The organism is Mucilaginibacter flavidus, assembly GCF_024055575.1.
GTDB lineage: Bacteria > Bacteroidota > Bacteroidia > Sphingobacteriales > Sphingobacteriaceae > Mucilaginibacter > Mucilaginibacter flavidus.
On record NZ_JAMXOE010000015.1, the window covers coordinates 78,174 to 101,889 of the forward strand.

19 protein-coding genes are annotated in these 23,716 nt (G+C 43.9%); 7 read left to right on the forward strand and 12 right to left on the reverse strand.

Annotated features, from left to right (window positions below):
- Window positions 1-38: 38 nt before the first annotated feature.
- A complete protein-coding gene (gene uvrA, locus NAF19_RS20080; RefSeq protein ID WP_252792127.1) occupies window positions 39-2,885 on the reverse strand; it encodes an excinuclease ABC subunit UvrA in 2,847 nt (948 codons plus the stop codon).
- A 270-nt stretch (window positions 2,886-3,155) separates the two neighbouring features.
- Window positions 3,156-3,953 carry a lytic transglycosylase domain-containing protein gene (locus tag NAF19_RS20085; protein ID WP_252792128.1) on the reverse strand — a complete coding sequence of 266 codons (798 nt, stop codon included), beginning with the start codon at window positions 3,951-3,953 and terminating at the stop codon, window positions 3,156-3,158.
- A gap of 219 nt (window positions 3,954-4,172) precedes the next feature.
- Here NAF19_RS20085 and NAF19_RS20090 point away from each other — a divergent pair, with 219 nt between their 5' ends.
- Window positions 4,173-5,681 carry a pseudouridine synthase gene (locus NAF19_RS20090; protein WP_252792129.1) on the forward strand — a complete coding sequence of 503 codons (1,509 nt, stop codon included), beginning with the start codon at window positions 4,173-4,175 and terminating at the stop codon, window positions 5,679-5,681.
- 133 nt (window positions 5,682-5,814) lie between these two features.
- Window positions 5,815-7,251, forward strand: a complete 1,437-nt coding sequence (locus NAF19_RS20095; RefSeq protein WP_252792130.1) for a serine hydrolase — start codon at window positions 5,815-5,817, stop codon at window positions 7,249-7,251.
- Between the two features lie 17 nt (window positions 7,252-7,268).
- Here NAF19_RS20095 and NAF19_RS20100 read toward each other — a convergent pair whose 3' ends face one another.
- A complete protein-coding gene (locus NAF19_RS20100; RefSeq protein ID WP_252792131.1) occupies window positions 7,269-7,847 on the reverse strand; it encodes a non-canonical purine NTP diphosphatase in 579 nt (192 codons plus the stop codon).
- 1 nt (window position 7,848) lies between these two features.
- Entirely contained in the window at window positions 7,849-8,406 is a 558-nt protein-coding gene (locus NAF19_RS20105) for a hypothetical protein (RefSeq protein WP_252792132.1), read from the reverse strand.
- A gap of 109 nt (window positions 8,407-8,515) precedes the next feature.
- Here NAF19_RS20105 and NAF19_RS20110 point away from each other — a divergent pair, with 109 nt between their 5' ends.
- Both NAF19_RS20110 and NAF19_RS20115 read left to right on the forward strand, forming a co-directional pair.
- Window positions 8,516-9,772, forward strand: coding sequence for a pyridoxal phosphate-dependent aminotransferase (locus tag NAF19_RS20110; RefSeq protein WP_252792133.1), 1,257 nt, complete (start codon window positions 8,516-8,518; stop codon window positions 9,770-9,772).
- Window positions 9,773-9,924: 152 nt separating this feature from the next.
- The gene (locus NAF19_RS20115; RefSeq protein ID WP_252792134.1) at window positions 9,925-10,092 is read left to right on the forward strand and encodes a hypothetical protein; all 168 of its coding nucleotides are present in this window, start codon (window positions 9,925-9,927) and stop codon (window positions 10,090-10,092) included.
- Between the two features lie 117 nt (window positions 10,093-10,209).
- Here the strand turns inward: NAF19_RS20115 and NAF19_RS20120 are convergent, their stop codons facing one another.
- The 3 genes from NAF19_RS20120 to NAF19_RS20140 form a co-directional block, all read right to left on the reverse strand.
- A complete protein-coding gene (locus tag NAF19_RS20120; protein WP_305884792.1) occupies window positions 10,210-12,708 on the reverse strand; it encodes a TonB-dependent receptor in 2,499 nt (832 codons plus the stop codon).
- 128 nt (window positions 12,709-12,836) lie between these two features.
- Window positions 12,837-13,169: a hypothetical protein gene (locus tag NAF19_RS20135; protein WP_252792135.1), complete on the reverse strand. Its 333-nt coding sequence runs from the start codon at window positions 13,167-13,169 to the stop codon at window positions 12,837-12,839.
- A gap of 131 nt (window positions 13,170-13,300) precedes the next feature.
- Window positions 13,301-13,819 carry a hypothetical protein gene (locus NAF19_RS20140; protein WP_252792136.1) on the reverse strand — a complete coding sequence of 173 codons (519 nt, stop codon included), beginning with the start codon at window positions 13,817-13,819 and terminating at the stop codon, window positions 13,301-13,303.
- A 476-nt stretch (window positions 13,820-14,295) separates the two neighbouring features.
- On the opposite strand from NAF19_RS20140, the gene NAF19_RS20145 reads away from it, so the two are divergent.
- Both NAF19_RS20145 and NAF19_RS20150 read left to right on the forward strand, forming a co-directional pair.
- On the forward strand, window positions 14,296-15,081 hold the full coding sequence (locus NAF19_RS20145) for a DUF3050 domain-containing protein (RefSeq protein ID WP_252792137.1): 786 nt from the start codon (window positions 14,296-14,298) through the stop codon (window positions 15,079-15,081).
- A 102-nt stretch (window positions 15,082-15,183) separates the two neighbouring features.
- Window positions 15,184-17,451, forward strand: coding sequence for a transglycosylase domain-containing protein (locus NAF19_RS20150; RefSeq protein ID WP_252792138.1), 2,268 nt, complete (start codon window positions 15,184-15,186; stop codon window positions 17,449-17,451).
- Window positions 17,452-17,483: 32 nt separating this feature from the next.
- On the opposite strand, the gene NAF19_RS20155 is transcribed toward NAF19_RS20150, so the two are convergent.
- Window positions 17,484-18,494, reverse strand: coding sequence for a LacI family DNA-binding transcriptional regulator (locus NAF19_RS20155; RefSeq protein ID WP_252792139.1), 1,011 nt, complete (start codon window positions 18,492-18,494; stop codon window positions 17,484-17,486).
- 130 nt (window positions 18,495-18,624) lie between these two features.
- Between NAF19_RS20155 and NAF19_RS20160 the strand changes: the two genes are divergently transcribed.
- On the forward strand, window positions 18,625-19,059 hold the full coding sequence (locus NAF19_RS20160) for a response regulator (protein WP_252792140.1): 435 nt from the start codon (window positions 18,625-18,627) through the stop codon (window positions 19,057-19,059).
- Window positions 19,060-19,061: 2 nt separating this feature from the next.
- On the opposite strand, the gene pulA is transcribed toward NAF19_RS20160, so the two are convergent.
- From pulA to dusB, 4 genes are all read right to left on the reverse strand, one after another.
- Complete coding sequence (gene pulA, locus NAF19_RS20165) at window positions 19,062-21,122, reverse strand: type I pullulanase (RefSeq protein WP_252792141.1); 2,061 nt, start codon at window positions 21,120-21,122, stop codon at window positions 19,062-19,064.
- A gap of 81 nt (window positions 21,123-21,203) precedes the next feature.
- Window positions 21,204-21,770 (reverse strand): Crp/Fnr family transcriptional regulator, encoded by a 567-nt coding sequence (locus NAF19_RS20170; protein WP_252792142.1) that lies wholly within the window; start codon window positions 21,768-21,770, stop codon window positions 21,204-21,206.
- 298 nt (window positions 21,771-22,068) lie between these two features.
- Window positions 22,069-22,596 carry a DinB family protein gene (locus NAF19_RS20175; RefSeq protein ID WP_252792143.1) on the reverse strand — a complete coding sequence of 176 codons (528 nt, stop codon included), beginning with the start codon at window positions 22,594-22,596 and terminating at the stop codon, window positions 22,069-22,071.
- A gap of 106 nt (window positions 22,597-22,702) precedes the next feature.
- Window positions 22,703-23,713, reverse strand: coding sequence for a tRNA dihydrouridine synthase DusB (gene dusB, locus NAF19_RS20180; RefSeq protein WP_252792144.1), 1,011 nt, complete (start codon window positions 23,711-23,713; stop codon window positions 22,703-22,705).
- Between the last annotated feature and the right edge of the window lie 3 nt (window positions 23,714-23,716).

The window sequence follows — 23,716 nt, forward strand, 5'->3', positions numbered from 1 at the left end:
TAAAGACTTTAAATAAGATGTACAACTTTCTGTACATCTCATTTCACCCCCATCTCCTTTTTCAAAAACTGCCCCGTAAAGCTTTCTTTAACCTTGCACAAACCTTCCGGTGTGCCGCTGAATAGGATTTTACCGCCACCCGTGCCACCTTCGGGGCCGAGGTCAATTACGTGGTCAACTACTTTTATTACATCAAGGTTGTGCTCAATCACCAATACGGTGTTGCCTTTATCAACCAGTTGCTGTAATACGCCCAACAGCACGTTTATATCTTCAAAGTGCAGGCCTGTTGTAGGCTCATCCAAAATATAGAAAGTGTTACCAGTATCTTTTTTAGAAAGCTCGCTGGCTAGTTTAACACGCTGCGCTTCGCCACCCGACAAGGTGGTGGATGCCTGTCCAAGCGTAATATAACCAAGCCCCACATCAAACAAAGTTTTAACCTTGCGGTAAATGGCTGGTATATGCTCAAAAAATGGAGTGGCATCTTCAATACTCATATCCAGCACATCGCTGATGGATTTGCCGCGGTAGCGCACTTCCAGTGTTTCGCGATTATAGCGCCTGCCGCCGCACTCTTCGCAGGGCACTTGTACATCCGGCAAAAAGTTCATTTCGATAACCTTTTGGCCGGCACCCTGGCATGTTTCGCAACGCCCCCCCTTTACGTTGAACGAAAAGCGGCCGGGTTTATAACCCCGTATGCGCGCCTCGGGTAATTGTACATAAAGATTGCGTATATCAGAAAATACACCTGTATAAGTAGCCGGATTTGAGCGTGGTGTACGGCCGATAGGTGTTTGGTCAATTTCAATTACCTTATCTATATGTTCCAGGCCTTCAATGCTTTCGTAGGGCAGCGGGTGCTTTTTGGCCCTGAAAAAGTAATGATTTAAAACAGGATATAATGTCTCCGTTATCAGGCTCGATTTGCCGCTGCCTGATACTCCGGTTATTCCGATTAATTTGCTCAAAGGAAAATCAACTGATACCTTTTTTAAATTATGGCCGGTAGCTTTTTTTAGGCTAAGCGTTTTGCCATTGCCTTCCCTCCTTTTCTTTGGGATCGCAATTTCACGCTCACCATTGATGTATGATGTGGTAAGCGTATGTGCCTTCATCAACTCTTCTGGTGTACCTTGCGCCACTATCTCGCCGCCGTGTACGCCGGCTGCCGGGCCCATGTCAATTACGTGGTCGGCGTGCAGTATCATGTCTTTATCGTGCTCAACTACCAGTACGGTGTTACCCAGGTCGCGCAGGTTTTTCAGCGCGTTGATCAAACGTTCATTATCCCGCTGGTGCAAGCCGATGCTCGGCTCATCCAAAATGTACATTACATTCATCAGTTGCGAGCCTATCTGCGTGGCCAGCCTGATGCGTTGTGCCTCTCCACCTGATAATGTTTTGGCAGTCCTGTCGAGCGTCAAATAGTTAAGACCAACATCCAGCAAAAACACTATCCTGGCCCTGATTTCTTTTAATATTTCTTTGGCGATGACGTTCTGGCGTTCAGTTAGCCTATCTTCCAGGTTAGCAAACCACTCCTGCAGGTTACGGATATCCATACAGGCCAGCTCGAAAATATTCTTACCATCAACTTTAAAGTGCAGCGATTCCTTTTTCAACCTTGCACCTTCGCAGGTTGGGCAGGTTCTGAGCACGCGATAGTTTTCCATATCGTCCATACCTTCCTCGCCCCTGCGCTCCTGTTGCTCTTCCAGCATGCGGATAATACCGTCAAACGCCACCTGGTAGCTCTGTACGTTCCATTTATTATACTCAACCGCCACGGTTATCATTTCGTTGCTGCCATTCAGGATAATATCCAGGTGGTCGCGCGAAAGTTTTTCAATTGGGGTTGATAATGCAAATTCATATTTCTTGGCAAGCGCTTTCAACACCTGGAAAATCCAGGTTTCGCGGTACTCGCCAATAGGTGCAAGACCGCCGTTTAGTATACTAAGTTTAGGGTTAGGGATGACCGATGCTTCGTCAACCTCAAAAATATACCCCAGGCCATTACATTTTTCGCAGGCGCCGTAAGGTGAGTTAAATGAAAATGTATTTGGCTGTGGCTCATCGTATGATATGCCCGATATCGGGTCCATCAAATACTTGCTGTAATAGGCTACATTATTATCCTTATCGCCAATACGGATAATACCTTTTGCAATTTTTAACGCAGCTTGTATAGATGTGTATAATCGTTTAGTATCGGCTTCACTTATAACAAGCCTGTCAACCACAATGTCAATGTCGTGTATTTTATACCTGTCCAGTTGCATTTTGGGCTCTACATCCGCCATCTCGCCATCAATCCAAACTTTAAGGTAGCCTTGTTTGCGTATTTGTTCAAAAAGTTCGCGGTAGTGCCCTTTCCTGGCCTTTACCACAGGTGCAAGTATGTTAACCGGCTGGCCATTGAACTTCTCAGTGATGGTTTTCAGTATCTGGTCTTCCGACATACGCTCCATCTTCTTACCGCTCACGTACGAGTAAGCCTCGCCGGTACGCGCAAAAAGCAAACGCATAAAATCGTAAATCTCGGTTATAGTACCAACTGTTGAACGTGGGTTTTTACTGGTGGTTTTTTGCTCAATGGCAATCACCGGGCTCAGTCCTGATACCTTGTCCACATCCGGCCGCTCCATACCGCCCATAAACTGGCGCGAGTAAGCCGAAAATGTCTCCATATAACGGCGCTGACCCTCGGCATAAATGGTATCAAACGCCAGCGACGATTTTCCGCTGCCGCTCAACCCGGTTATTACAACCAGTTTGTTACGAGGGAAAGAAACATCGATATTTTTTAAATTATGTACCCTGGCCCCATACACTTCAACTTCGTTTTGCTCGCCCAGGTCTATAGCTTTGTTTATCATATAATGAATTGGTGAATTAGTGAGTTAGTGAACTTAGTGATTAAAAGAACTCAAATTTTTCGATCTAATATTCTCAAATCCCATCATCAAACATTGTAATTTCATGATTCAGTAATAAAGCCATACCGGCAAAATTCACTAAATCACTCATTCACTAAATCACTCATTAAATTGCTACAAATATACGCAAAAAAAGGCCGGTCTCCTTCCTGGAAACCGGCCTCAAAGTGCTCCGTAATATAAATTTACTTTCGGCGGATTAAACTCCGCTTACTGGTTAACTGCCAGCAGTTCAAATGTTCCGTGGCTTAAATCTCGTATTGCGTAATAGTCATACCCATATTTTTTTGGATGGGATATGATGGCCTTCATGGCTATAAGATTGTACACATAAACTCCGGTCTCGCGGTTTAAATGCATACGGAAATAATTGTCCTCGTTCTGCTTGTTCATCACCTTAGCCAGCTTTATCTCGCCGTTGTTATAAGCGGCGGCGGCCAGTGTCCAGCTGTTAAACTGTGCATACAATTCTTTAATGTACTTGCAGGCTGCAACGGTGCTTTTGCTAAGGTTTAAGCGTTCATCAACCCCGTGGCCTACTTTTAGGCCATAAGTGCGTGCTGTACCGGGCATAAATTGCCAGATACCCCTTGCACCTTTGGGCGACGTGCTTTCGCAAAAGCCCGACTCCACTAAAGGGATATACTTAAAGTCTTCGGGAATGCCGTAAGCTTTTAAAATAGGTACAACAACAGGGAACCATTTATCGGCTTTGTTTTGTAAGATGTTCGATTGCACACAGGCAAAACTGTGCTTTTTAATCGAACGCAGTAACTTGCGGGTTACGCCAGCATCTCGTACAGGCACGGCTTCATTAGCGAAGCTGTATTCATTAATTGCATCGGTATTTTTGTAAATAAAAGTTGAGATGCGCGGGCTCAATTTTGCCGTTTTTACAACGGTTGGTACGGCTTTTGTACCACAAATATTGAACACGGAAATGATAACCAGCAACACTATTACGGAGCACGTAATTAAGTGTCTCTTAGTCATTTCTTTTTTATCCATAAATTATACATTTGGTAGAATGTGCTGCAAAGGTAAGTTATATAAGTCACATTATCAAACACTTAGCTTTTCAGCGCATTTTTTAAACCTGGTTTTCGGTCCAAAAACTTGGTTTAAAACGTTTAAACGCACTTTTTGTTAGTCATAAAAAAAAATCAAAAATCGCTCAAAAAAGGCTATCTTTGACCCTCACGCTGCGAAAGCGCAAACTTTAAAACTATGGCATTTAACAGACCAGGTAACAGTCGCGACGACAAATCAGGAAGATCGTCAAACAGGGCTCCGAAGGCCGGCGACAGGCCAAAAAGATCAACCTCATCACGTGGAAATTCGGCACAAGGTTCAGATCAACCCAAAAGCACCCGACCATCAAAAAAATATAACAACGAAGCACCGGGCGAGAAAAAATCGTTTTCGCCGCGCGGAAGCAGCAGTTATGACAAACCTGCGAGCAGCTTTAGCAGCAGCGACAAAAAACCGTTTACGGGTAAAAGCAGGCCATATAGCGGCAGACCCACAGATGGTGAATCATCAGGCGAAAAAAGAGCATTCGCTCCAAAAGGCAGACCATATACCGGCAGAACTGCCGACAATGACCCAAGGCCGGGCAAAAGCTTTGGCGGGGAGCGCACTGGCGATAAAAAACCTTTTTCATCGCGCGGTAGCTCAACAGGCGGATTTAATTCCGATGATAAACCAAAAAGAAGTTTCGGCGGTGAAAGAACAGGTGACAAAAAACCTTTCACATCGCGTAGCAAATCATCAACAGGTTCATTTAATGCTGATGATAAACCAAAACGTTCATTTGGTGGTGAAAGAACCGGCGACAAAAAATTTACTGCAGGCCCGTCAGGCGGGCTTGGCTTTAAAAGAAAAAGCGCCGACACACCATACGATGCCGACAGACCACAACGCTCAAAACCAAACTACGATAAAATAACCAAGGATCTTGATGCGCCGGTAAAAACAATGCGCGGCCGCAAAAAAGGCCCTGCTGAAAGTAAAGAAACCGGGCTGATAAGGCTTAACCGTTACATTTCAAATGCAGGGATCTGCTCGCGCCGTAAGGCTGATGAGTTGATTGCTGCAGGCGTGGTATCGGTTAATGGTATTGTTATAAACGAACTTGGCCATAAAGTTGACCCGCAAAAAGACGAGATACGCTATAACGGCGAATTGCTTAAGCGCGAAAAAATGGTTTATGTACTTTTAAATAAACCAAAAGACTACATCACCACTACCGAAGACCCGCAGGAACGCCGTACGGTTATGCACCTGGTTGAAAAAGCCAGCAAAGAACGCATTTACCCCGTAGGCCGCCTTGACAGGAATACCACAGGCTTATTACTGATGACTAACGACGGCGACCTTGCAGACAAACTTTCGCATCCCCGCAATAGCATAACCAAACTATACCAAGTTGAACTGAACAAAAGCTTAACCCAGGGCGACCTGAACAAAATTGGCTTTGGCATCGAGCTGGAAGACGGTTTGATAAAGCCTGATTCTGTATCATACGTTGCAGGCGGCTCAAAACGCGAAGTAGGTATACAAATACACAGCGGCAAAAACCGCATTGTACGCCGCTTATTTGAACACTTGGGTTACGAAGTGGTAAAACTTGACCGTGCGGTATACGCTAACCTTACTAAAAAGGACCTACCCCGCGGAAGGTGGCGCTTTTTAGAAGAGAAAGAAGTAATACAATTAAAGCATTTGATTCAATAATCATTAATTGCTCGTATAATAACAAACGCTGCTAAATCACAAATTAGCGGCGTTTGCTGTTTAAAAGAACCTGTTTCCACCAAAAGTTGTAGATATTTACAATATGTGGTTACTATTGAAGAAACTTACGGTAATGAAATCCTATCAACTCTTCGCCCGTTCATTTGCTATCTTAATTTTGTTTTATACTGTCGATGCAAAAGCACAACACTCAGTTGCCGCCCTTGGTACACGCATAGATTCGCTTGTTGAAAAAGCTGTTAACCTTCAGTTGTTTTCGGGCAATGTGCTGGTTGCAAATAATGGCAGGGTTATTTATGATAAGAGTTTTGGCAAGGCCGACTACGAAAACAATACGCCAAATACCGTTAATACACAATTTCAAATAGGCTCAATAACCAAGGATTTTACCAAGGTGATGATATTGCAATTGGTTGAGCAAAACAAATTGCGGCTTACCGACACTTTGGGCGCATTGCTTTCCGGTTTCCCGCCCCGGTTAAATGGTATTACCGTGCAGCAATTGCTCATGCATAAGTCGGGATTGGGCAGTTATACTGACGGACCACCTTTTGGCGAGGATGCGGATGAAATTGCCCGGATAAAAACCATCGCTGATATTTTGCCCTACATTAAACGTGAACCATTGAGTTTTAAGCCGGGAACAGATGCGCTATATTCAAACTCGGGTTTTGTTTTGCTGGCTGCAATAATTGAAAAAGTAACAGGTGAAAGTTATCACCAGGCGCTGAAAGAGCAAATACTGGATAAGGTCGGCATGGTCCAAACCGGGTTTAACTCTTATGTAAAACCGGAGCCAGGCAAAGCAACCGGCTATCTTTCAAATGCGTCTGGACCGCTTCAAAGTAATACCGAAATGCATATTATTGGCGGCGGCGATGGCGGCATATACAGCACGACTCTTGATATGCTGGCATTTGTAAATTCGATGCTGCATGGTAATAGACTTTTGACGAATGACAGTAAGCAAATTGCTTTCACCAACCCATTTAGCAAAGCCCCCGGCAGCACCTGGGCCGAATTTGCCAAAACCGGCAAAATAGCGCTTGCAGGCGGTGCACCCGGACTAAGCGCATTATGGTCGGCCAATATGGAAACACAAAATGTGGTTATTGTGCTATCCAACTTTGATGAGGGGACGGCAGAGGCTCTTGGGATGAGGATCTCGGCCATTTTAAATAACAAACCGGTTCCTCCGCTGCACCTGCCACCAGCAAAATATTTATACCAGGTAATAAATACTAAAGGTGGTAAATATTTTGAAGAAAATTATAAAGCCGAAATGCAGAACTCGGCCATGGACCCGGGTAATGACATGGTTTTACTGGATGTTGGCCAGCAACTTCTGGCAAAAAACGAGTTCGATAAAGCCATTTCGCTATATAAAGTTTATACCTTATTGTTCCCAAAAATAGTAATAGCGTGGAACGACCTGGGAGATGCCTACCTGAAAAACAATAATAAAGCAGATGCAAAAAAAAGCTATCAGCAGGCATTAATAGTCAGGCCAGGAAATCCAAGGGCAACACGGGCGTTGGCCACCTTGTAAAACCTGGCCGATGTAGATTACCTTCCATTTAAAAAATCAATCAGCTTTTCCATCGCTATTGCACGGTGGCTTATTTTGTTTTTTTCATCCAGGCTCATTTCGGCAAAGGTAACATCATACCCATCGGGCTGAAATATTGGGTCGTACCCAAAACCTTCAGAGCCTGAGCGTTCCTGGCAGATAGTACCCTCGATGGTGCCATCAAAAAGATGTTCTTCACCGTTCCATATCAACGATATTACCGTATAGAAGCGAGCTTTGCGGCCTGTTACATTTTGCAGGCTGGCCAGCACTTTGTTGATATTGGCATCGTGGTTGCCATGCTCGCCTGCATAACGGGCGGAGTAAACGCCGGGTTCGCCATTCAGTGCGTCAATTTCAAGGCCGCTATCGTCGCCAAAGCAATCCAGTTTGTATTTATTGTAGACGTAATGGCTTTTTATCGAGGCATTTTCGCGGAAGGTTTCCCCGGTTTCGGCGATATCGTCAGTGCAGTTAATATCATTAAGGCTCAGCAGTTTTATCTGTCCTTCAATTTTGGCGGCAACTTCCTCCAGCTTATGGGTATTATTGGTAGCAAAAACTAATTGGTGCATATTACAATTGTTTCATTTGTTCCCAAAATGCTTTCTTATGCTCAACACTTTCCATCATCTCGTCAAAGCTGAATGTAAGTAATGCGGTAAGCGTGCCTGATTGTTTAAGTTTATTTAATTCGAGCGCTTCCATCTTTGCAGGTATCGCGTGTTTCCCAAGTATCAGCAACTTTTTAGGGGCGAAGAAACGAGCCAGAATATCAAAATCTGTATCTGCATAATGTACGCGATTAACAATTGCAATATCATCGCGGATAAACCCTAAGCGTGTAAGCGTACTCTCCAACGCTGCCAGGTGTTTGTCGTGCATAAAATCGTGCTCCGGGTAGTGGGTAATCACCAGGAAACCTTTTTTGTTGCCGCCAAGATATTTAAAGTTAACGGGTTCCGGCAATGCAACAGTTGCAGCCGGGCCGGGTGTGTATTGAGGCTCCGGTTCCGCCACGGCCGATGGTGTCACTGTTTCCGGGGGTTGGGTATATTGCAGTTTATCAGCATTAAGCAGGTAGATGTCATCCTGCATAATAAAACTGTAAGCCATTGGGTTTTCAACCGTCATTTTCTAGTCAAATATACTTTCTGTAAACGGCCATAAAGCTAAAAAAAGGTTTTCGTTTTTTGCTTTCAGCTTTTCGCTTAACTTTGCACATCATAACCCACACATCCACATGAGTGTTTCTTTATTGGCCCAAAATCTGCACGGGTCCGAAATCATAAAAATTGCAGGTGAAATAAACGAGCTAAAACGCCAGGGACAAAACATTGCCAATTTAACAATCGGCGATTTTGATTCAAACATCTACCCCATCCCAGCCGAGCTGAAGCAAGGCATTGTTGATGCTTATGCAAACAACCAAACCAACTATCCGCCAGCCGATGGTGTGCTTGACCTCAGGGAAAGCGTATCGGGCTTTTTAAAAAGCAGGTTTGATTTGGATTACAATGCAAACCAGATTTTGATTTCAGGCGGCTCGAGGCCATTGATATATTCAACCTACCTGGCGCTTATCGATCCGGGTGATAAAGTTGTTTTCCCTGCACCGTCATGGAACAACAACCACTATTGCGATTTAACCAATGCCGAAGCTGTCATCATCCCTACCAGGCCCGAAAATAATTTTATGCCTACGGCTGATGAAATAGCGCCGCATTTAAAAGGAGCAGCTATGCTGGCCCTTTGCTCGCCACTAAATCCAACCGGTACCATGTTTACCAAAAAGGACTTGGAAGAGATATGTGATTTGGTAATTGCTGAAAACAAAACCCGCAAGGCCGGCGAAAAACCGTTGTATTTATTGTACGACCAGATATACTCACAACTTACTTTTGGCAAACATGTGCACTACAACCCGGTTAGCCTGCGCCCCGAGTTAAAAGACGTGACCATATTTGTTGACGGAGCTTCAAAATGTTTTGCCGCCACAGGTGTGCGCGTGGGTTGGGGCTTTGGCCCGGCAAATGTGATAAACCACATGAAGGCGATTGTAGGCCATATGGGCGCTTGGGCGCCAAAGGCCGAGCAGGTTGCTATGGCTAAATATTTAAGACAGGATGATTTTGTTAAGGGTTACCTTGCCGAATTAAAAGGTAATATACAGGCCAGCCTGAATACCTTATACCAGGGCTTCCAGCAGTTAAAGGCCGAAGGGCTTAACGTTGACGCCATTGAGCCGATGGGTGCTATTTACCTGACTATAAAAATTGATTATGCGGGCAAAACCACACCCGATGGCACTGTGTTGAAAACGTCGGCAGATACTAATTTTTACCTGATTAAAGAGGCAAAAGTAGCGTTCGTACCGTTTGCTGCATTCGGAACAGATCATAATACCCCATGGTTCCGCGTGTCGGTAGGTGCAAGTACCCTGCAAGACGTGCAGGAATTACTGCCCAGGATAAAAGATGCATTGTCCAAATTGAAGTAAGAAGGAAATAAAAACCCCCAATATTAAAAACCGCCAACTTTATCAGATAAGTTGGCGGTTTTGTTTTGGATGATATTTGTCGAGTATCAAAATAAATTCCACAGGCTAAAACTTATTCGTCGTTTTGAATATTATATTACTTAAAACCTACTATGAAAAGATTATATTTTTTTCCATCCCTCATTATACTGCTGATGAGCTTAAGCAGTTGTTCGGTAATAACAGGCATATTTAAGGCGGGCGCGGTTGTCGGTATTATATCGGTTATCGTTGTAATCGCCTTGATTATCTGGATAGCATCTATGTTTAGGGGCAAGTAGCTCAAACCTCTAATTGCGCCGCTCATGGTCAATCATTAAGCATAGCCCTGATCAATCACTAAAAAACAAAAAATCCCGCATTGCTGCGGGACCCTGGTTTTATAGTTTACTTTAGTTTTAAGATTTGGGATGCGGTGACAAATCAAAAGGCACAACAACTTTAAAGCTGACGTTGCGGCCCATGTTAAATATCCCGGGCTGAACGCCCGCCGGCACGTTTGCATTATCAAAATACTTGAGCCTGCTCATGTTACTTTGATAGTTTACATTGCCCAGGTTGGTGCCTTCAATGAATAGTTTAACCCAGGTCTGGCCTGCTGTATTTACCAGTTCGGTTCCTATACCGGCACTTAACAGGTTATAACCTGCCGTATTTGTTTCTGTTCCGTATGCAGAAAAAAAGCGGTTCTGCGCACTAAAATGGTCAAATCCCACAAAGCCATAAACATTTTTAAAGCTGCCAAAGCCTTTGCTGAAATTGCCTTTCAATTCAGAATGGGTATGCAGCGGCGGGATGAAAGGCAAATACTTTAAGCTATCGGCAACCGGGCCGCCTGTACCCAGGTTTTGGCCATAAGTTAGGGCTATCGAGTTTTCAAAGTGCAGCCAGCTAAGCGGGTGTATATCAAGGCTAATCTCGCCTCCGTTTATCGTTGCTTTACTTTGCACGTAGGTAAATGTGTTGTAGCCTTGCGTCAGTACCGGCGATCCGTCAGCATTCAACTCCTGTTGCTGGAAGATGTAGTTTTGGATATTGTTGTTAAACAATTCAACGCTGAATGACACATTTGGCAGGGTAACAAACATACCAATGTCTTCCTGCGTGCTAAATTCGGGTTTAAAGTTGTTATTACCGATGTGGTAAATTTGCGAACCCGGGTCGGGTCCGTTCGCAGATAACTCGGCGATACTTGGCGCCCTGAAACCACGCGCAATATTAGCCTTCAGCAGGAAATTGTTCGAAAAATTATAGGCTGCACCAAAGCTTCCGTTAAACCCCGAAAACGTTTTGTTCAGGGCCGAAAACTGAGAAATTACAGTTGGTGGCGTTGCTGCATTTGACGGTGTGTACAACACAGGATATTTGCCTGCAGTGTCAATATAGGCCGCCTGCCCGTGGAACGAACGGCTGTCAATCCTTGCGCCACCTGAAAGGTCGAGCTTGCCAAAGCTTTTTTTCATGATAATAAACGGACCGATATCAAACTGGTGATAGGCTGGTATCGGGAACTCGGTAGCATCGCCAATGGTGTTGTTTTGATACTGACCATTTACGCCTACGGTAGTTTCATAACCATTATTCAAATTAAAGCTATACTTAAAATCATACGTAAAGGTGCTCAAGTGCAGGTTCAGGCCTGCAATATCGGCATCTTCGGGATGGGTGTATTCTCTGCGATGGCTAAACTGGTAACCTAAATTGACCAAAAGATTGCCATCGCCTACATTGAAATTGCTGTTGTTATAAACCCGGTAAAGCTGTACATGCTGGTGCAAAACCGGCAATTTGTACGAGTTCAATTCAGACGCGGGCACAATTGTGCGCGATGCGTCATCTTCGGTAATTTGTTTGGTAAACTGGCGGGTTACCGAATCGCGGCTGCCATCCGGAATTGCCTGCTGGTCGTCGAACAACGAGAAGTTGAAATAGGATGTACCCCATTTTTTATTAAGGCCCACCATAAAGCGGGCGTCTTTCTCTTTAAAGTTTGTGGCGTATACCCTGCCATCGTGCGGGTTTTGATAGTCCTTGGCTTCTTTGGCCGACAAAATCGTACCCCAAACAAACCCATTGTTGTTGCCATATAACCTGAACGAACCGTTCAGCAGGTTGTTATTGGTGCCATAAGTTCCCTGTACCGAACCTAATATTTTACCATTGGCAACCGGCGGCGGTGTAATAAGGTTTACAACACCACCTATGGCATCCGAACCGTAAGATAAGCTGGCCGGCCCCTTTATTACTTCCACACGATCGATAGAGTTTTGGTCAACTTCAACGCCATGCTCGTCGCCCCATTGCTGGCCCTCCTGGCGTATGCCATCCTGCAGGGTAACCACGCGGTTATAACCCAGGCCATGGATAAACGGCTTCGACACATTTGGCCCGGTTGTTACCGCGCTTACGCCCGGTAAATTGGCTATCATATCAATAACATTACCAGCTGCCGAACGCTGATCGAGGAAGGTTTTGCCTACGGCTACCATTGGCACCGGGTCGCGTTTTATCTCGGTAGCTTTACTTACGCCGGTTATCACTACTTCGCCGGTTTCTATTGATGATGCCTGAAGTTGGATATCAAGCGTAGTAGTTTTTGTAAAATCAACCCGTTGGTTAAAAGTAGCATATCCTATGTAGCTAACTTGTACCAGGTAAACTCCTTTAGGTAAATTTTCTAACGAGTAGTGGCCGTTCACATCGGTAATTGAGCCGCGCCTTAAGTCGGGAACGCTTACAGTGGCTCCTATAATGGTTTTGCCATCGGCCTTATCTGTTACCGTACCTGTAATAGTCCCCAGTTCATCGGTTCTGTGCGTCGTTATTTCTGCCTCAGCCATTATGGTGCTTAACAGCAACATTAACAGCAGGTTTAATATTCTTATCTTAAATTTCATTGTTATCGGTCTGATGGAATTGAGAAATCTGGTTGTTTGATTGATTGTTAAATCCCATTAATCCGGGAGGGTTTTTAAAATCAAAACAGTCAACGTTAATAACGGAGAAAAGCAGTTTAGCTTTTAGTTTAAGCGAAATAATTAACTGAAGGAGGAGCGCGACCACCGGCAAGTATAAGCGAGAGGCTTGTAAAATTATAAGCAGGAGATTTATAAAAACAATCGGCAACAACCTGGTGGTCAAAAAACATATTGCTGCCAACAATCATGCTTGTGTGGTGCATAGCATCGCACAACTGGCACTTTTCGGAAACGGTTTGCTTGGCTTGCTGCTTAATTGTGATGTAAGTACTGCTTGTTTTTATCAGCTTATGCTGGTGAACATATACCATATACTGACCTGCAACGAAGCAGATCAATAATATCCACGAGTGGATAATATGGCTTTTACTATATTTCACGGTCAGCTGTTACTTTTAGTACTTGCCGCAAAACTAAGTATTAATAATCTTATTTAAGGTAACAATTTTGTATAAATGCAACAAAATTGCTGCGTTAGAAGGATAGTGGCAAGAGCCAATTTAAATAAGTTTTAGTTACCGCGTTTGGCAGTAAATGAACCACCGGCTATAGTGTAAAGTACGTGATCGCCGGTAAAATCATCTTCACTGAATAACTGTGCAGAAAATGTACCTTTAATGGTCGACGATGTTACGTCGGTAATAGTTACCGTACCTATTGGATGTGCCGGCTGGGTAGTAAAAACATCAGAATCATTGACAAAATAAAATAATATCAGCCCATCCTTCGGGGCAGTGGTAACTGAATAAGACTGTCCGGCCTTTAATGTAGCCAGATCATGGGTGATATTTACTTCCATGCTTGCAGCTCCCGGTTTGCCGTTGGTAAGGTTGGTGCCGGTAATAAGCGTTTGGTTCACGTCGTTAACGCTGGCCGAAACAGCAACGCAAGCATTATAGGTAACAGCGGTACCGTTGGCCTTAAAAGTCATTGTTGTACCGGCAGGCGAATTGTCGGAGCTCTTTTTGCAGGAAGTTAGTGCAATAGCAGTAAATAGCACAGCGACAATTAGTTTTGATAGTTTTTTCATTCGCAATTAAATATAGTGATATGAGTTTAGTGCCTGAGAAATAGAGATAATTTTATAAGAAAAATATAGTTTTCACAAACTATTCAATAAATGTGCCACGCACATTTTATTTTGGCTGAAAAACAAATTCACACCGGTATGCCCAAAATCACCAGTTAATATAAAAAGCCATTATTTAAGCATTGTTGCTTTATCGGCAAATTTTGACGCAAATTGAGGTCATGTATCACGCCCTAACAACAAAATATTTCGTCTTCTGGAGGCCTCGCAAACGTTACCTAAATTGAGGCTGGTGGTGTGCATTCAAAAATGACCAAGGTTCAAAAAAAATAAATTCATGATTGTTATCGCAGGGAAATGATTTGTTTTCGTGTCATAATTTTTTCATAATTCGCAAAACAGCCGATTACATCTCATCCCAAAATTTGAGGTAGCCCTTAAAACTCTACCTTTGCCGCCACAAAACCGGGATAAAGATGAACGATCAGATAAGAAATCTACAACAGGCAATTGAGCCGTTAAGGCAGCAAATTATTAACCATAAGGTTTATGATTTAATAAATAGTATTGAAGACCTGGGGATTTTTATGGATCATCATATTTATGCCGTGTGGGACTTTATGTCGCTTTTAAAAGCATTGCAGCAAAATTTAACCTGCACCAGCGTGCCCTGGTTTCCGGTTGGCTCGGCCAATACCAGGTATTTGATAAATGAGATTGTTACGGGTGAAGAATCGGATGTTGATGGCGATGGTAATCGCGCAAGTCACTATGAAATGTATCTTGCTGCCATGCAGCAGTGTGGTGCAAGGGCTACTGCTTTCCTCAATTTTATTGCGAAATTAAAAAACGGGAGCGATATGGATGCTGCTTTTAATTTGGCCGGCGCACCCGATTCAGTTAAGGCGTTTGTGAGCTACACTTTTGAAGTAATCAACAGCGGCAAATCTTATTTGCAGGCTGCGGTATTTACTTTTGGCCGCGAAGATTTGATCCCTAACATGTTTCACTCCATAGTTAACGACCTTGATAATAAATTCCCGGGAGAGGTTTCAAAATTCAAATATTACCTCGACCGCCATATTGAAGTTGATGGCGGCCACCATAGCCACCTGGCACTGGAAATGACAGCCGAACTTTGCGGCAATGATCCGCAGAAATGGGAAGAAATAACCAATGCATCGATAACTGCATTACAAAAAAGAATTGGCTTGTGGGATGGCGTTTTTGATGCTATTGCAGCTACCCGGGTGATGGCCTGACGAAATAAAGATTTTTAACAGGTAAGGCAGCGGGAAACATTTTGCCGGTCCCCGCGTTTGTATCGCATAATAATTAGTTTAGTTTTGAATAAATATTATTAGATGCAGCTGCCTGATCTTAAAAAAATCCATATCAATCCAAAATATCTCCGCATTGGGGCAATCGTACTTGCCTGTTTATTTGTTTTATTGCTAATAGGTGGATTTATTGCTTATTCAAAACGCGAAGCTTTACTTCAAAAGGCCATTGCCAAAGCAAAGGAAAAAGCCCGCAGCACCTATAATTTAGACCTGGAGATTGGCTCGGCCCGGTTTACCGGGCTTAGCACGGTTGCATTTTCTGACATTACGATAGTGCCCGACCATCGCGATAGCTTATTAAGTATAAAAGAGTTTACCGTAAGCGTAAAGCTGATGCCGCTCATTTTTGGCAATGTAAAGCTGGCTTATGTAAACCTGCAGCAAGGGCATTTGAATTTAACTGACATCAACCACGTCAGAAATTTCGATTTCCTGTTTAAAAAGAAGCAGGACACCACGGTGAAAACAAAGGTTGATTTGTCAGAACTATCAAACAACCTTATTAACCAGTTGCTCTATAAAATCCCGGATAACCTTACGCTTAATAATTTCCTGGTATCACTTAAAACCGACAGCAGCAGTTTTACTGCTTTAGCTCAATCGGCACTGATAAAAAGCGGCCAGCTAACTTCAACCATCAATATTGATAATGGCCGGGCCCTCTGGCATTTTGATGGGAGGATGCACCCATCGGATAAAGACATCGACATAAAGCTTTATGCCGAAGGTAAAAAAGTAGAGATACCCTACATCGAAAAACGCTTTAAGCTAAAGGTAACGTTCGATACAGCCAGCACGCGCTTAAGTAAAGTGGAACACAGCGGCGGCGAAACCCGCATATATGGCTATTGGGGCGTAAGCAACTTGCTAATCAATCACCCCGGACTGTCGAGCAGCGACATCGTTATACCTAATGCCGGCATCGACGCCAATTTGTTTGTTGGCAGCAATTACTTATCGCTTGATAGTTCGTCAACCATTCATCTTAAAAAAATAACGGCGCACCCCTACGCAAAATATACACTTAACCCGGTTAAAATTTATGAGCTCAAGGTAAACAGCGGATGGCAAAACGCACAGGATATTTTTGATTCTTTCCCGTCGGGCATGTTTGAGTCGTTAGAAGGTATACAGGTTACCGGCAAGCTGAATTATAAGCTGAACGTATTTTTAAATTCCGAAAAGCCTGACGATGTTCAGTTTGATTCGCGGCTGGATAAAGACGGTTTCAATATTGTTAAATATGGCAAAACCGATTTGGGTAAGTTGAACAAGGTTTTTACCTATGTGCCTTATGAAAACGGCAAACCAATGGCGCCCCGGCTCATAGGCCCCGACAATTCATACTATACCCCGCTGGATGAAATTTCGCCCAACCTGCGTAATGCGGTAATGACGGCAGAAGACCCGTCGTTTTATACCAACCATGGGTTTGTGGAGGAGTCGATCCGCAAATCGCTGGCTACCGATTTTAAGGATAAAAAATTTAAGCGCGGCGGCAGCACCATATCCATGCAGCTGATAAAAAATTCGTTCCTGAGCCGCGAAAAAACGCTTTCCCGGAAGATTGAAGAAATATTGATTGTGTGGCTGATAGAAAACAACCGCATCATGACCAAAAACCGGATGCTGGAAGTGTATTTCAATATTATTGAATGGGGCCGTGATGTTTACGGCATTGGTGAGGCATCACGCTATTATTTCGGCAAATCGCCTGCCGAACTTACTATCGGCGAAAGCATTTACTTAGCCAGCATTGTGCCCCACCCAAAAACAGGCCTATATTCTTTTGAGCCCGACGGTTCCTTACGACCAGGATTGGCGGGCTATTTTAATTTGATAGGCAACCTGATGGCCGGGCACGGACGGGCACAGCGCGATAGCAGCAATGAATATGGCTTTAACGAGGTACGACTGAAAGAAAGCATGCGCCGCGAGGTTGCCCCGGTGAGCCAATCAGTTGCCGACAGCCTGATAAAGCAGGATGATGACGAAAAGGCTGTGCCGGTAGTAGTTGTTGAGCCGGAAGTTAAAAAACCGACCTTCTTTCAGCGTTTGTTTGGCAAAAAAGACACTTCGGTAGTGGCTAAAAAAGAAGAAATTAAAAAGGAAGACGTCAAAGCAAAACTTAAAGCGGATATTAAAAAGCTGCGCGACGCCGAGGAACAAAAGGAACTTTTAATTGACACCGCGGGCAAAACCCGCAAAGAAATACGCCAGGAAAAACGCCGGCTTCGGGATGAAGAAAAGCAGGCGGAGAAGGCGCTGAAGGAGTTGGTGAAGGAATAGCCCCCCAGCCCCCTAAAGGGGGAGCAGAAAAATCATCCACCGGATGATTTCCTGATAAACAGTTTGGATTTAAGTACGTGCTCTTTTTTGCTGATTGGTTTGCCTTTGTTTTCCAGTTCTTCAAATAGCAGGGTTGCGGCTTTGATACCCATCTCGTAAGCCGGCTGGGTTATGGTTGATAGTGGCGGGCCAAGTAAGGGTGCTATACCCAGGCTGGAGAAGCTGATCACCTTCAAATCGCGCGGAATGTTGATGTTCATGTCATTACACACGTGGTAGGTTGCAAATGCCAAACGTTCAACCGAGCTGAATATACCATCGGGCTTAATTTCTTCCAGCACTTTTTTCAGAATACCGTAGTTTATTTTTTCATCGTTACTGCAATCAATCACCAGTTCATCGTTGAATGGTACGTTATGTTTTTGCAAGGCATCTACATAGCCCTGCATACGCACTTTACCAATTGATATGCTTTTGTTTACCACCAGGTAGGCTATTTTTTTGCAGCCGGTATCAATCAGGTGCTCGGTTGCTGCAAAGCTGCTGTCATAGTCATTGGTGGTAACTTTAGCGGCCTCTATGTCTTCATACACACGGTCGAAAAACACCACCGGGATATTCTTTTGCTCCAGCTTACGCAGATAGTTGTGGTCGTTGGCCTCGCCGCTTACCGACATGATGATGCCATCAACTTTTCCATTATTCAGGTAGTTTACAAACGATACTTCTTTTTCGAAAACGTCGTCGGTACGGTAAAGCAAAATATAAAAGCCTTTCTTACGCGCTATCTCTTCGATGCCGTTAATGGCCTGCGAAAAGAAATCATTGGTTATTTCGGGGATAATTACCGCAAGCGTGCGGCTTTTTTTGTCGCGCAGGTTGCTGGCGTAGTGGTTGGGCAAAAAGTTGTGTTCTCGGGCAAATGCCAGTATTTTCTCTTTAGTGTCCTTATTAATATCAGGGCTGCCGTTAAATGCTCTCGAAATGGTGGAAGTTGAAATATTTAATTTTTTAGCAAGTATCTTAATATTAATATTATCCATTTTTAGCGCGAATCAGTTTAATAGCTGTCAAATGTAATAAAAGTGATCAATTGTGTTTTAAATCTGCTTTATTATTCTGTAAATATATACACCACAACGTTAAAACCTCAAAACTAAGCAGTTATATTTTATGATTTTGGTAAGTGGCATGGGCTTTGTATTACCTTATATGGCTGCAATATTTAAAGCAGTAAGAATAATGCCGAAGAAAATATTAATAGTAGATGATAATATGCTGATGATTGAGGTAATGACCTACATATTAATAAATAATGGGTATGTAGTTTCTGCAACCAACACCGGCACCGATGTTTTTGAACATATTAAAAACGATCACCCGGATTTAATTATACTCGATGCCATTTTACCCGGCATTAACGGCCGCGAGATTTGCCAGCTCATCAAACTGAATAAAACCACCCGTAACCTGCCGGTTATCATGTGTTCGGGCGACGAATCCATCGATGAATCGTTAAAACAAAAAGGTGCACCCGATGATGTTTTGCACAAGCCTTTCGATATTAGTTGTTTAATTGAGAAGATAGAGTATCAGTTAGCTGCGTGAAGCTAGTTGCCATGCAAAACATATGCGCTTGTAGCAGCTAGAGCCAATTCCGTCCTTGCTATTTGTTTTATTCCTTTTTCATTTACAACATTTTCATCTGCTACTATAGTCCACTTGCCTGCAGGCAATTTAATTGCTTTGGCAGATGCATTTCCATTCAACACCACCAGGATATTTTTCCATTTATCGCCATTGGCATTGTTGCTGATTTGATAAGCTATCACCCCTGCATCGCCGGTATCAATAAACTTTAAGTTGGCTTGTATCATTTTGGTTGATGGCATCCTGAATGCAGGGTGATTTTTTCGCAAAGCGATAAGCCCCTTATAATATTCAAAAACTGCCTTGTATTTGGTTTTGCGGCTCCAATCTATTTGATTGATGGAATCGGGCGAGTTATAGGAATTGGCCACGCCCTGTTTGCTGCGTAGCATTTCGGCGCCCGAATGCAGGAAGGATACCCCTTGCGACGTTAATACTATCGCATTAGCAAGTTTATCCATCTTAATCAGGTCCGCTTCCGAAGCGCCGGGGTTGGATATTTTCAGCCTGTCGAACAAGGTGTTATCATCATGGCATGATGCATAAGTTATCGTTTGAAAGGGCTGCGCCGCCCATGCTTCTTTGGAATAATTTACTTTGCTATAATCCACCTGTTTATTTGGCGTTGATGCTATGATACCCGATTTTACGCTTTCCACCTTATCCAGCGCGCCGCTTACAAAGCCCTTGTCTTTCATACTGCTCCAGCCGCCTTTTATGCCATCGCGTATATCGTCGCTAAAAACCGCTATTTTATCTAATTTGGCAGTATTCTTCTTTACGGCCCGGTCGGCTTCGGGTAATGGCGTATTGCCTGCCGTCCAGCCTTCACCATAAATAAAAATGGTGGGGTCAATTTTGTGCAGGGCCGCACTTACCAGGTTCATGGTTTCAATATCGTGCACGCCCATTAAATCAAACCGGAAACCGTCAAGGTGATATTCCTTTGCCCAATACACTACCGATTCAATAATAAACTTGCGCACCATAGCCTTTTCTGACGCGACTTCGTTACCACAACTCGTCCCGTTAGCATAAGTGCCATCGGTATTTTTACGATAAAAATATCCCGGCGCAAACTGGCTAAAGTTTGAGTTTTTGACATCGCTGGTGTGATTATACACTACATCAAGTATCACCCTCAACCCTTTTTTGTGCAGGGCCTGCACCATTTTTTTAAACTCCTTTATCCGCACATTACCGTCATAAGGGCTAGTGGAGTAACTTCCCTCCGGAACATTATAATTCAAAGGGTCGTAGCCCCAGTTATATTTGGCATCGGGTTTGGTTTCATCAACCGAATTATAATCAAACGAAGGCAGCAGGTGTACATGGGTAACACCAAGTTGCTTAATGTGATCCAGCCCGGTTGGTTCACCATCTGGGCTTTTTGTGCCGCTTTCCGCAAGGCCTAAAAACTTACCTTTATGCTTGATGCCTGAATTGGGGTCGACAGATATATCGCGGATATGCAACTCATAAAGTATTATGTCGGTGAAGTTTTTTAATGCCGGCTTTTTATCTGTTTGCCAGCCGGCGGGGTTGGTTGCAGCCATATCGGCTACCATGCCGCGTGCCCCGTTTACACCCACCGCTTTTGCGTAAATGTCCGGGCATTCAAGCGACCATTTACCATCCTGTTTCACCTGGAACGTATAATATTTATTCTTTATGTTTTTGTTGACTGATGCCCGCCAGGTGCCGTTAAGGCCTTTTGCCATGCTGATGGTGTTGATAGCTTCACCCGCTGCCCCGGCATCATATAATCTCAATTTCACTTCGGAGGCTTTCGGCGCCCAAACTTTAAAAACCGTTTTTAATGGCGAATATTTAACTCCGAGATCGTTCCCGGAATAGGCCGGATAATCATCAAACAATACCCGTTTTTCAACAGGCTTAAAAGCTGTAAGCATGGTTATACAAACAATGGTTATAATAAAGTGGCGATATTTCATAATTGGCTGGCGGCGATGGCCGGGTATTATTTTGGTTTTAAAGATAGGATAAATTGCAATAATCATACGAAGCAACTACGCCTGACGAATGATTGCCACAAAATCGGTGCAATCATTCCTAAATAATCGGTGTAATCCCCCCAATAATCATCTAATATTTTTCCGTATCCTGCTCAACGACGTAGGCGTAACCCCGATAAACGAGGCCAAATATTTCTGCGGGATTTTTTGAATATAAGGCGGTTTGGTTAGCAAATCTAAATAGCGTTGCTCAGCACTGTCGCGTTGCAGTGCAGTAAAGCGGTCGATGAGGGTTAATATGGCATCTTCCCAAAAACGGCGTATCATTTCCTGCGTTTTGGGGTGGGTTTGATAGAGTCTGTCGAGTTCAGCTTTAGGCAGGTATAAAATTTCACTGTCCTCAATGGCCTGCAAAAAGTAGCCCGAGGGTTTTTCGCTGATGAAGCTGTAAATATCAATAGCCGACGAATTTTTAAACGCAAACCAAACCGACACCTCTATATCATCTACCACATAGTACAAGCGCAGGCAGCCCTCCTGCACAAAAACAAGATCTTTACAAACGGCGCCTTCGCTCAGCAGGAAATCGTTTTTGGCAATCTTGCGCGATTTAAACCTGCCGGCAATATCCTCCAGCTCGGCCTCATCCAGCTTTACATATTGCGAAATAAAATTCTTTAACCCGGCCGACATCTGTGTTTTGTATTGGGTTTTAAAGATAGGCTAATGCAGGTAAAAATGGAAATTATAAAAATCCTGACAACAAGATCAGATTTGACAACTTTCAAAAAGTTGTCAAATCTAAACGCCTTAAGCATTTAGCATGATAAAAGTGCTGACACTGTTTTGTCAGCACTTTTATCATTTTTTGTGGCGCTTTTAGTTAAAAAACCGCCATCGCGAGCCAAAAATGCGCTTTTTTCCAAAATGTATTGAATTTTACCGTTCCACCCCGTTCCTTGTGTTTCACTGTGAACAGGAACACATTAGGCTACCTCCCATGTATATTATAAAAATTATAATCGGTCATGGGTGCATCGGTAAACCCCAGGTTGCGCCCGATAGTTATAATTTGCCCGCGGTGATACGTACTGTGGTTCATAACTTGCATAATGTATTCAAAATTCTGAAAATCACACTGAAACCACGGGCTAACTACCAAAGTGCTTTCTTCAATTGCCTCGCCGGTCATTTCCTTAACATAATCGGCTAATATATCAGACTGCTCCACAAGGCCCTTGAAAGCATCTTCCAGCATGCCGTTAAATTCATCAAACCCGTCGGGCTCGCTTCTTTTAATTACCGATAACCAATAGCGCTGGGTTTTCCAGATATGTACAATGGTTGCTTTGATCGAATTAAAACAGGAGGGTACTTCCTTTTCCAAAATGTCGGCCGGCTTGGTACGCAGCCAGTTGATGAGGGTTGCGTTTGCCCACAGGTTATAGTCGGCATAGTTTTTCATTAAATAAACAATTGGCGATACGCTTACTTCGATGGTTGATTCCTGTTGTTTCATGTTGTGGTTGTTTTGATTTGAAACAAAGGAAAGAAGCGGTAGTGACAACGGTATGTCAGCAGGAAAGTGTTAAGTGAATTTATTTTAGGCGTGCATTCGATGTGGCCTAAGATTCCATCCCTGCGGTCTCTTCAGCATACCTTGGGTTTAGGCTCACTTCCTCTAAAATCTCCATTACTTCCTCCAGCGTGCCGGCGGTAACCAGGCGCATACGGTACTCTTTAAAGTTCTCAATACCTTTAAAGTAATTGCTGTAATGGCGACGCATTTCAAATATCCCGGTTTTCGGGCCTTTCCATTCTATAGATTTTTGCAGGTGGGTGGTGCAGGCGTCAATACGTTCGGCAATGGTGGGTTTGTCCAGGTATTCGCCGGTTTTAAAGTAGTGCTTTATCTCGCGGAAAATCCATGGGTAGCCAATTGCAGCGCGACCTATCATCATGCCATCCACACCGAACTCCATGCGCCAGTTGGCAGCTTTTTGGGGCGAATCGATATCACCATTTCCAAAAATTGGGATTTGTATCCTTGGGTTCTTTTTTATCTCGCTGATAAGGTGCCAGTCGGCAACGCCTTTATACATCTGGGCACGGGTACGGCCATGTATGGTGAGGGCTTTTATACCCACATCCTGCAGGCGTTCGGCAACTTCGTATACATTTTTGGTGTTATCGTCCCAGCCCAAACGGGTTTTCACCGTTACGGGCAGGTGGGTTGCGTTAACCACGGCTTTGGTCATGGCTACCATCTTGTCGATATCCTGCAGCAGGCTTGCGCCGGCGCCACGACAAGCCACCTGTTTTACCGGGCAGCCATAGTTAATGTCCATCAAATCGGGATTGGCAAGGGTAGCTATTTCGGTAGCTTCGCGCATATGGTCGATATCGCTGCCGAAAATCTGGATGCCTATTGGGCGCTCGTACTCAAAAATATCGAGTTTCTGGCGGCTTTTCGCGGCATCGCGTATCAGGCCCTCGCTCGAGATAAATTCGGTGTACATCATATCGGCCCCGTTCTGCTTGCACACATAACGGAAAGGCGGATCGCTCACATCTTCCATTGGCGCCAGCAACAGCGGGAACTCCCCTAAATCAATATTTCCTATTTGTACCGACATCAG

Coding starts and splice junctions, on each gene's coding strand:
- uvrA (WP_252792127.1), bottom strand. CDS start 2,885: ATGATAAACAAAGCTATAGACCTGGGCGAGCAAAACGAAGTTGAAGTG.
- NAF19_RS20085 (WP_252792128.1), bottom strand. CDS start 3,953: ATGGATAAAAAAGAAATGACTAAGAGACACTTAATTACGTGCTCCGTA.
- NAF19_RS20090 (WP_252792129.1), top strand. CDS start 4,173: ATGGCATTTAACAGACCAGGTAACAGTCGCGACGACAAATCAGGAAGA.
- NAF19_RS20095 (WP_252792130.1), top strand. CDS start 5,815: ATGAAATCCTATCAACTCTTCGCCCGTTCATTTGCTATCTTAATTTTG.
- NAF19_RS20100 (WP_252792131.1), bottom strand. CDS start 7,847: ATGCACCAATTAGTTTTTGCTACCAATAATACCCATAAGCTGGAGGAA.
- NAF19_RS20105 (WP_252792132.1), bottom strand. CDS start 8,406: ATGACGGTTGAAAACCCAATGGCTTACAGTTTTATTATGCAGGATGAC.
- NAF19_RS20110 (WP_252792133.1), top strand. CDS start 8,516: ATGAGTGTTTCTTTATTGGCCCAAAATCTGCACGGGTCCGAAATCATA.
- NAF19_RS20115 (WP_252792134.1), top strand. CDS start 9,925: ATGAAAAGATTATATTTTTTTCCATCCCTCATTATACTGCTGATGAGC.
- NAF19_RS20120 (WP_305884792.1), bottom strand. CDS start 12,708: ATGAAATTTAAGATAAGAATATTAAACCTGCTGTTAATGTTGCTGTTA.
- NAF19_RS20140 (WP_252792136.1), bottom strand. CDS start 13,819: ATGAAAAAACTATCAAAACTAATTGTCGCTGTGCTATTTACTGCTATT.
- NAF19_RS20145 (WP_252792137.1), top strand. CDS start 14,296: ATGAACGATCAGATAAGAAATCTACAACAGGCAATTGAGCCGTTAAGG.
- NAF19_RS20150 (WP_252792138.1), top strand. CDS start 15,184: ATGCAGCTGCCTGATCTTAAAAAAATCCATATCAATCCAAAATATCTC.
- NAF19_RS20155 (WP_252792139.1), bottom strand. CDS start 18,494: ATGGATAATATTAATATTAAGATACTTGCTAAAAAATTAAATATTTCA.
- NAF19_RS20160 (WP_252792140.1), top strand. CDS start 18,625: ATGATTTTGGTAAGTGGCATGGGCTTTGTATTACCTTATATGGCTGCA.
- pulA (WP_252792141.1), bottom strand. CDS start 21,122: ATGATTATTGCAATTTATCCTATCTTTAAAACCAAAATAATACCCGGC.
- NAF19_RS20170 (WP_252792142.1), bottom strand. CDS start 21,770: ATGTCGGCCGGGTTAAAGAATTTTATTTCGCAATATGTAAAGCTGGAT.
- NAF19_RS20175 (WP_252792143.1), bottom strand. CDS start 22,596: ATGAAACAACAGGAATCAACCATCGAAGTAAGCGTATCGCCAATTGTT.
- dusB (WP_252792144.1), bottom strand. CDS start 23,713: ATGTCGGTACAAATAGGAAATATTGATTTAGGGGAGTTCCCGCTGTTG.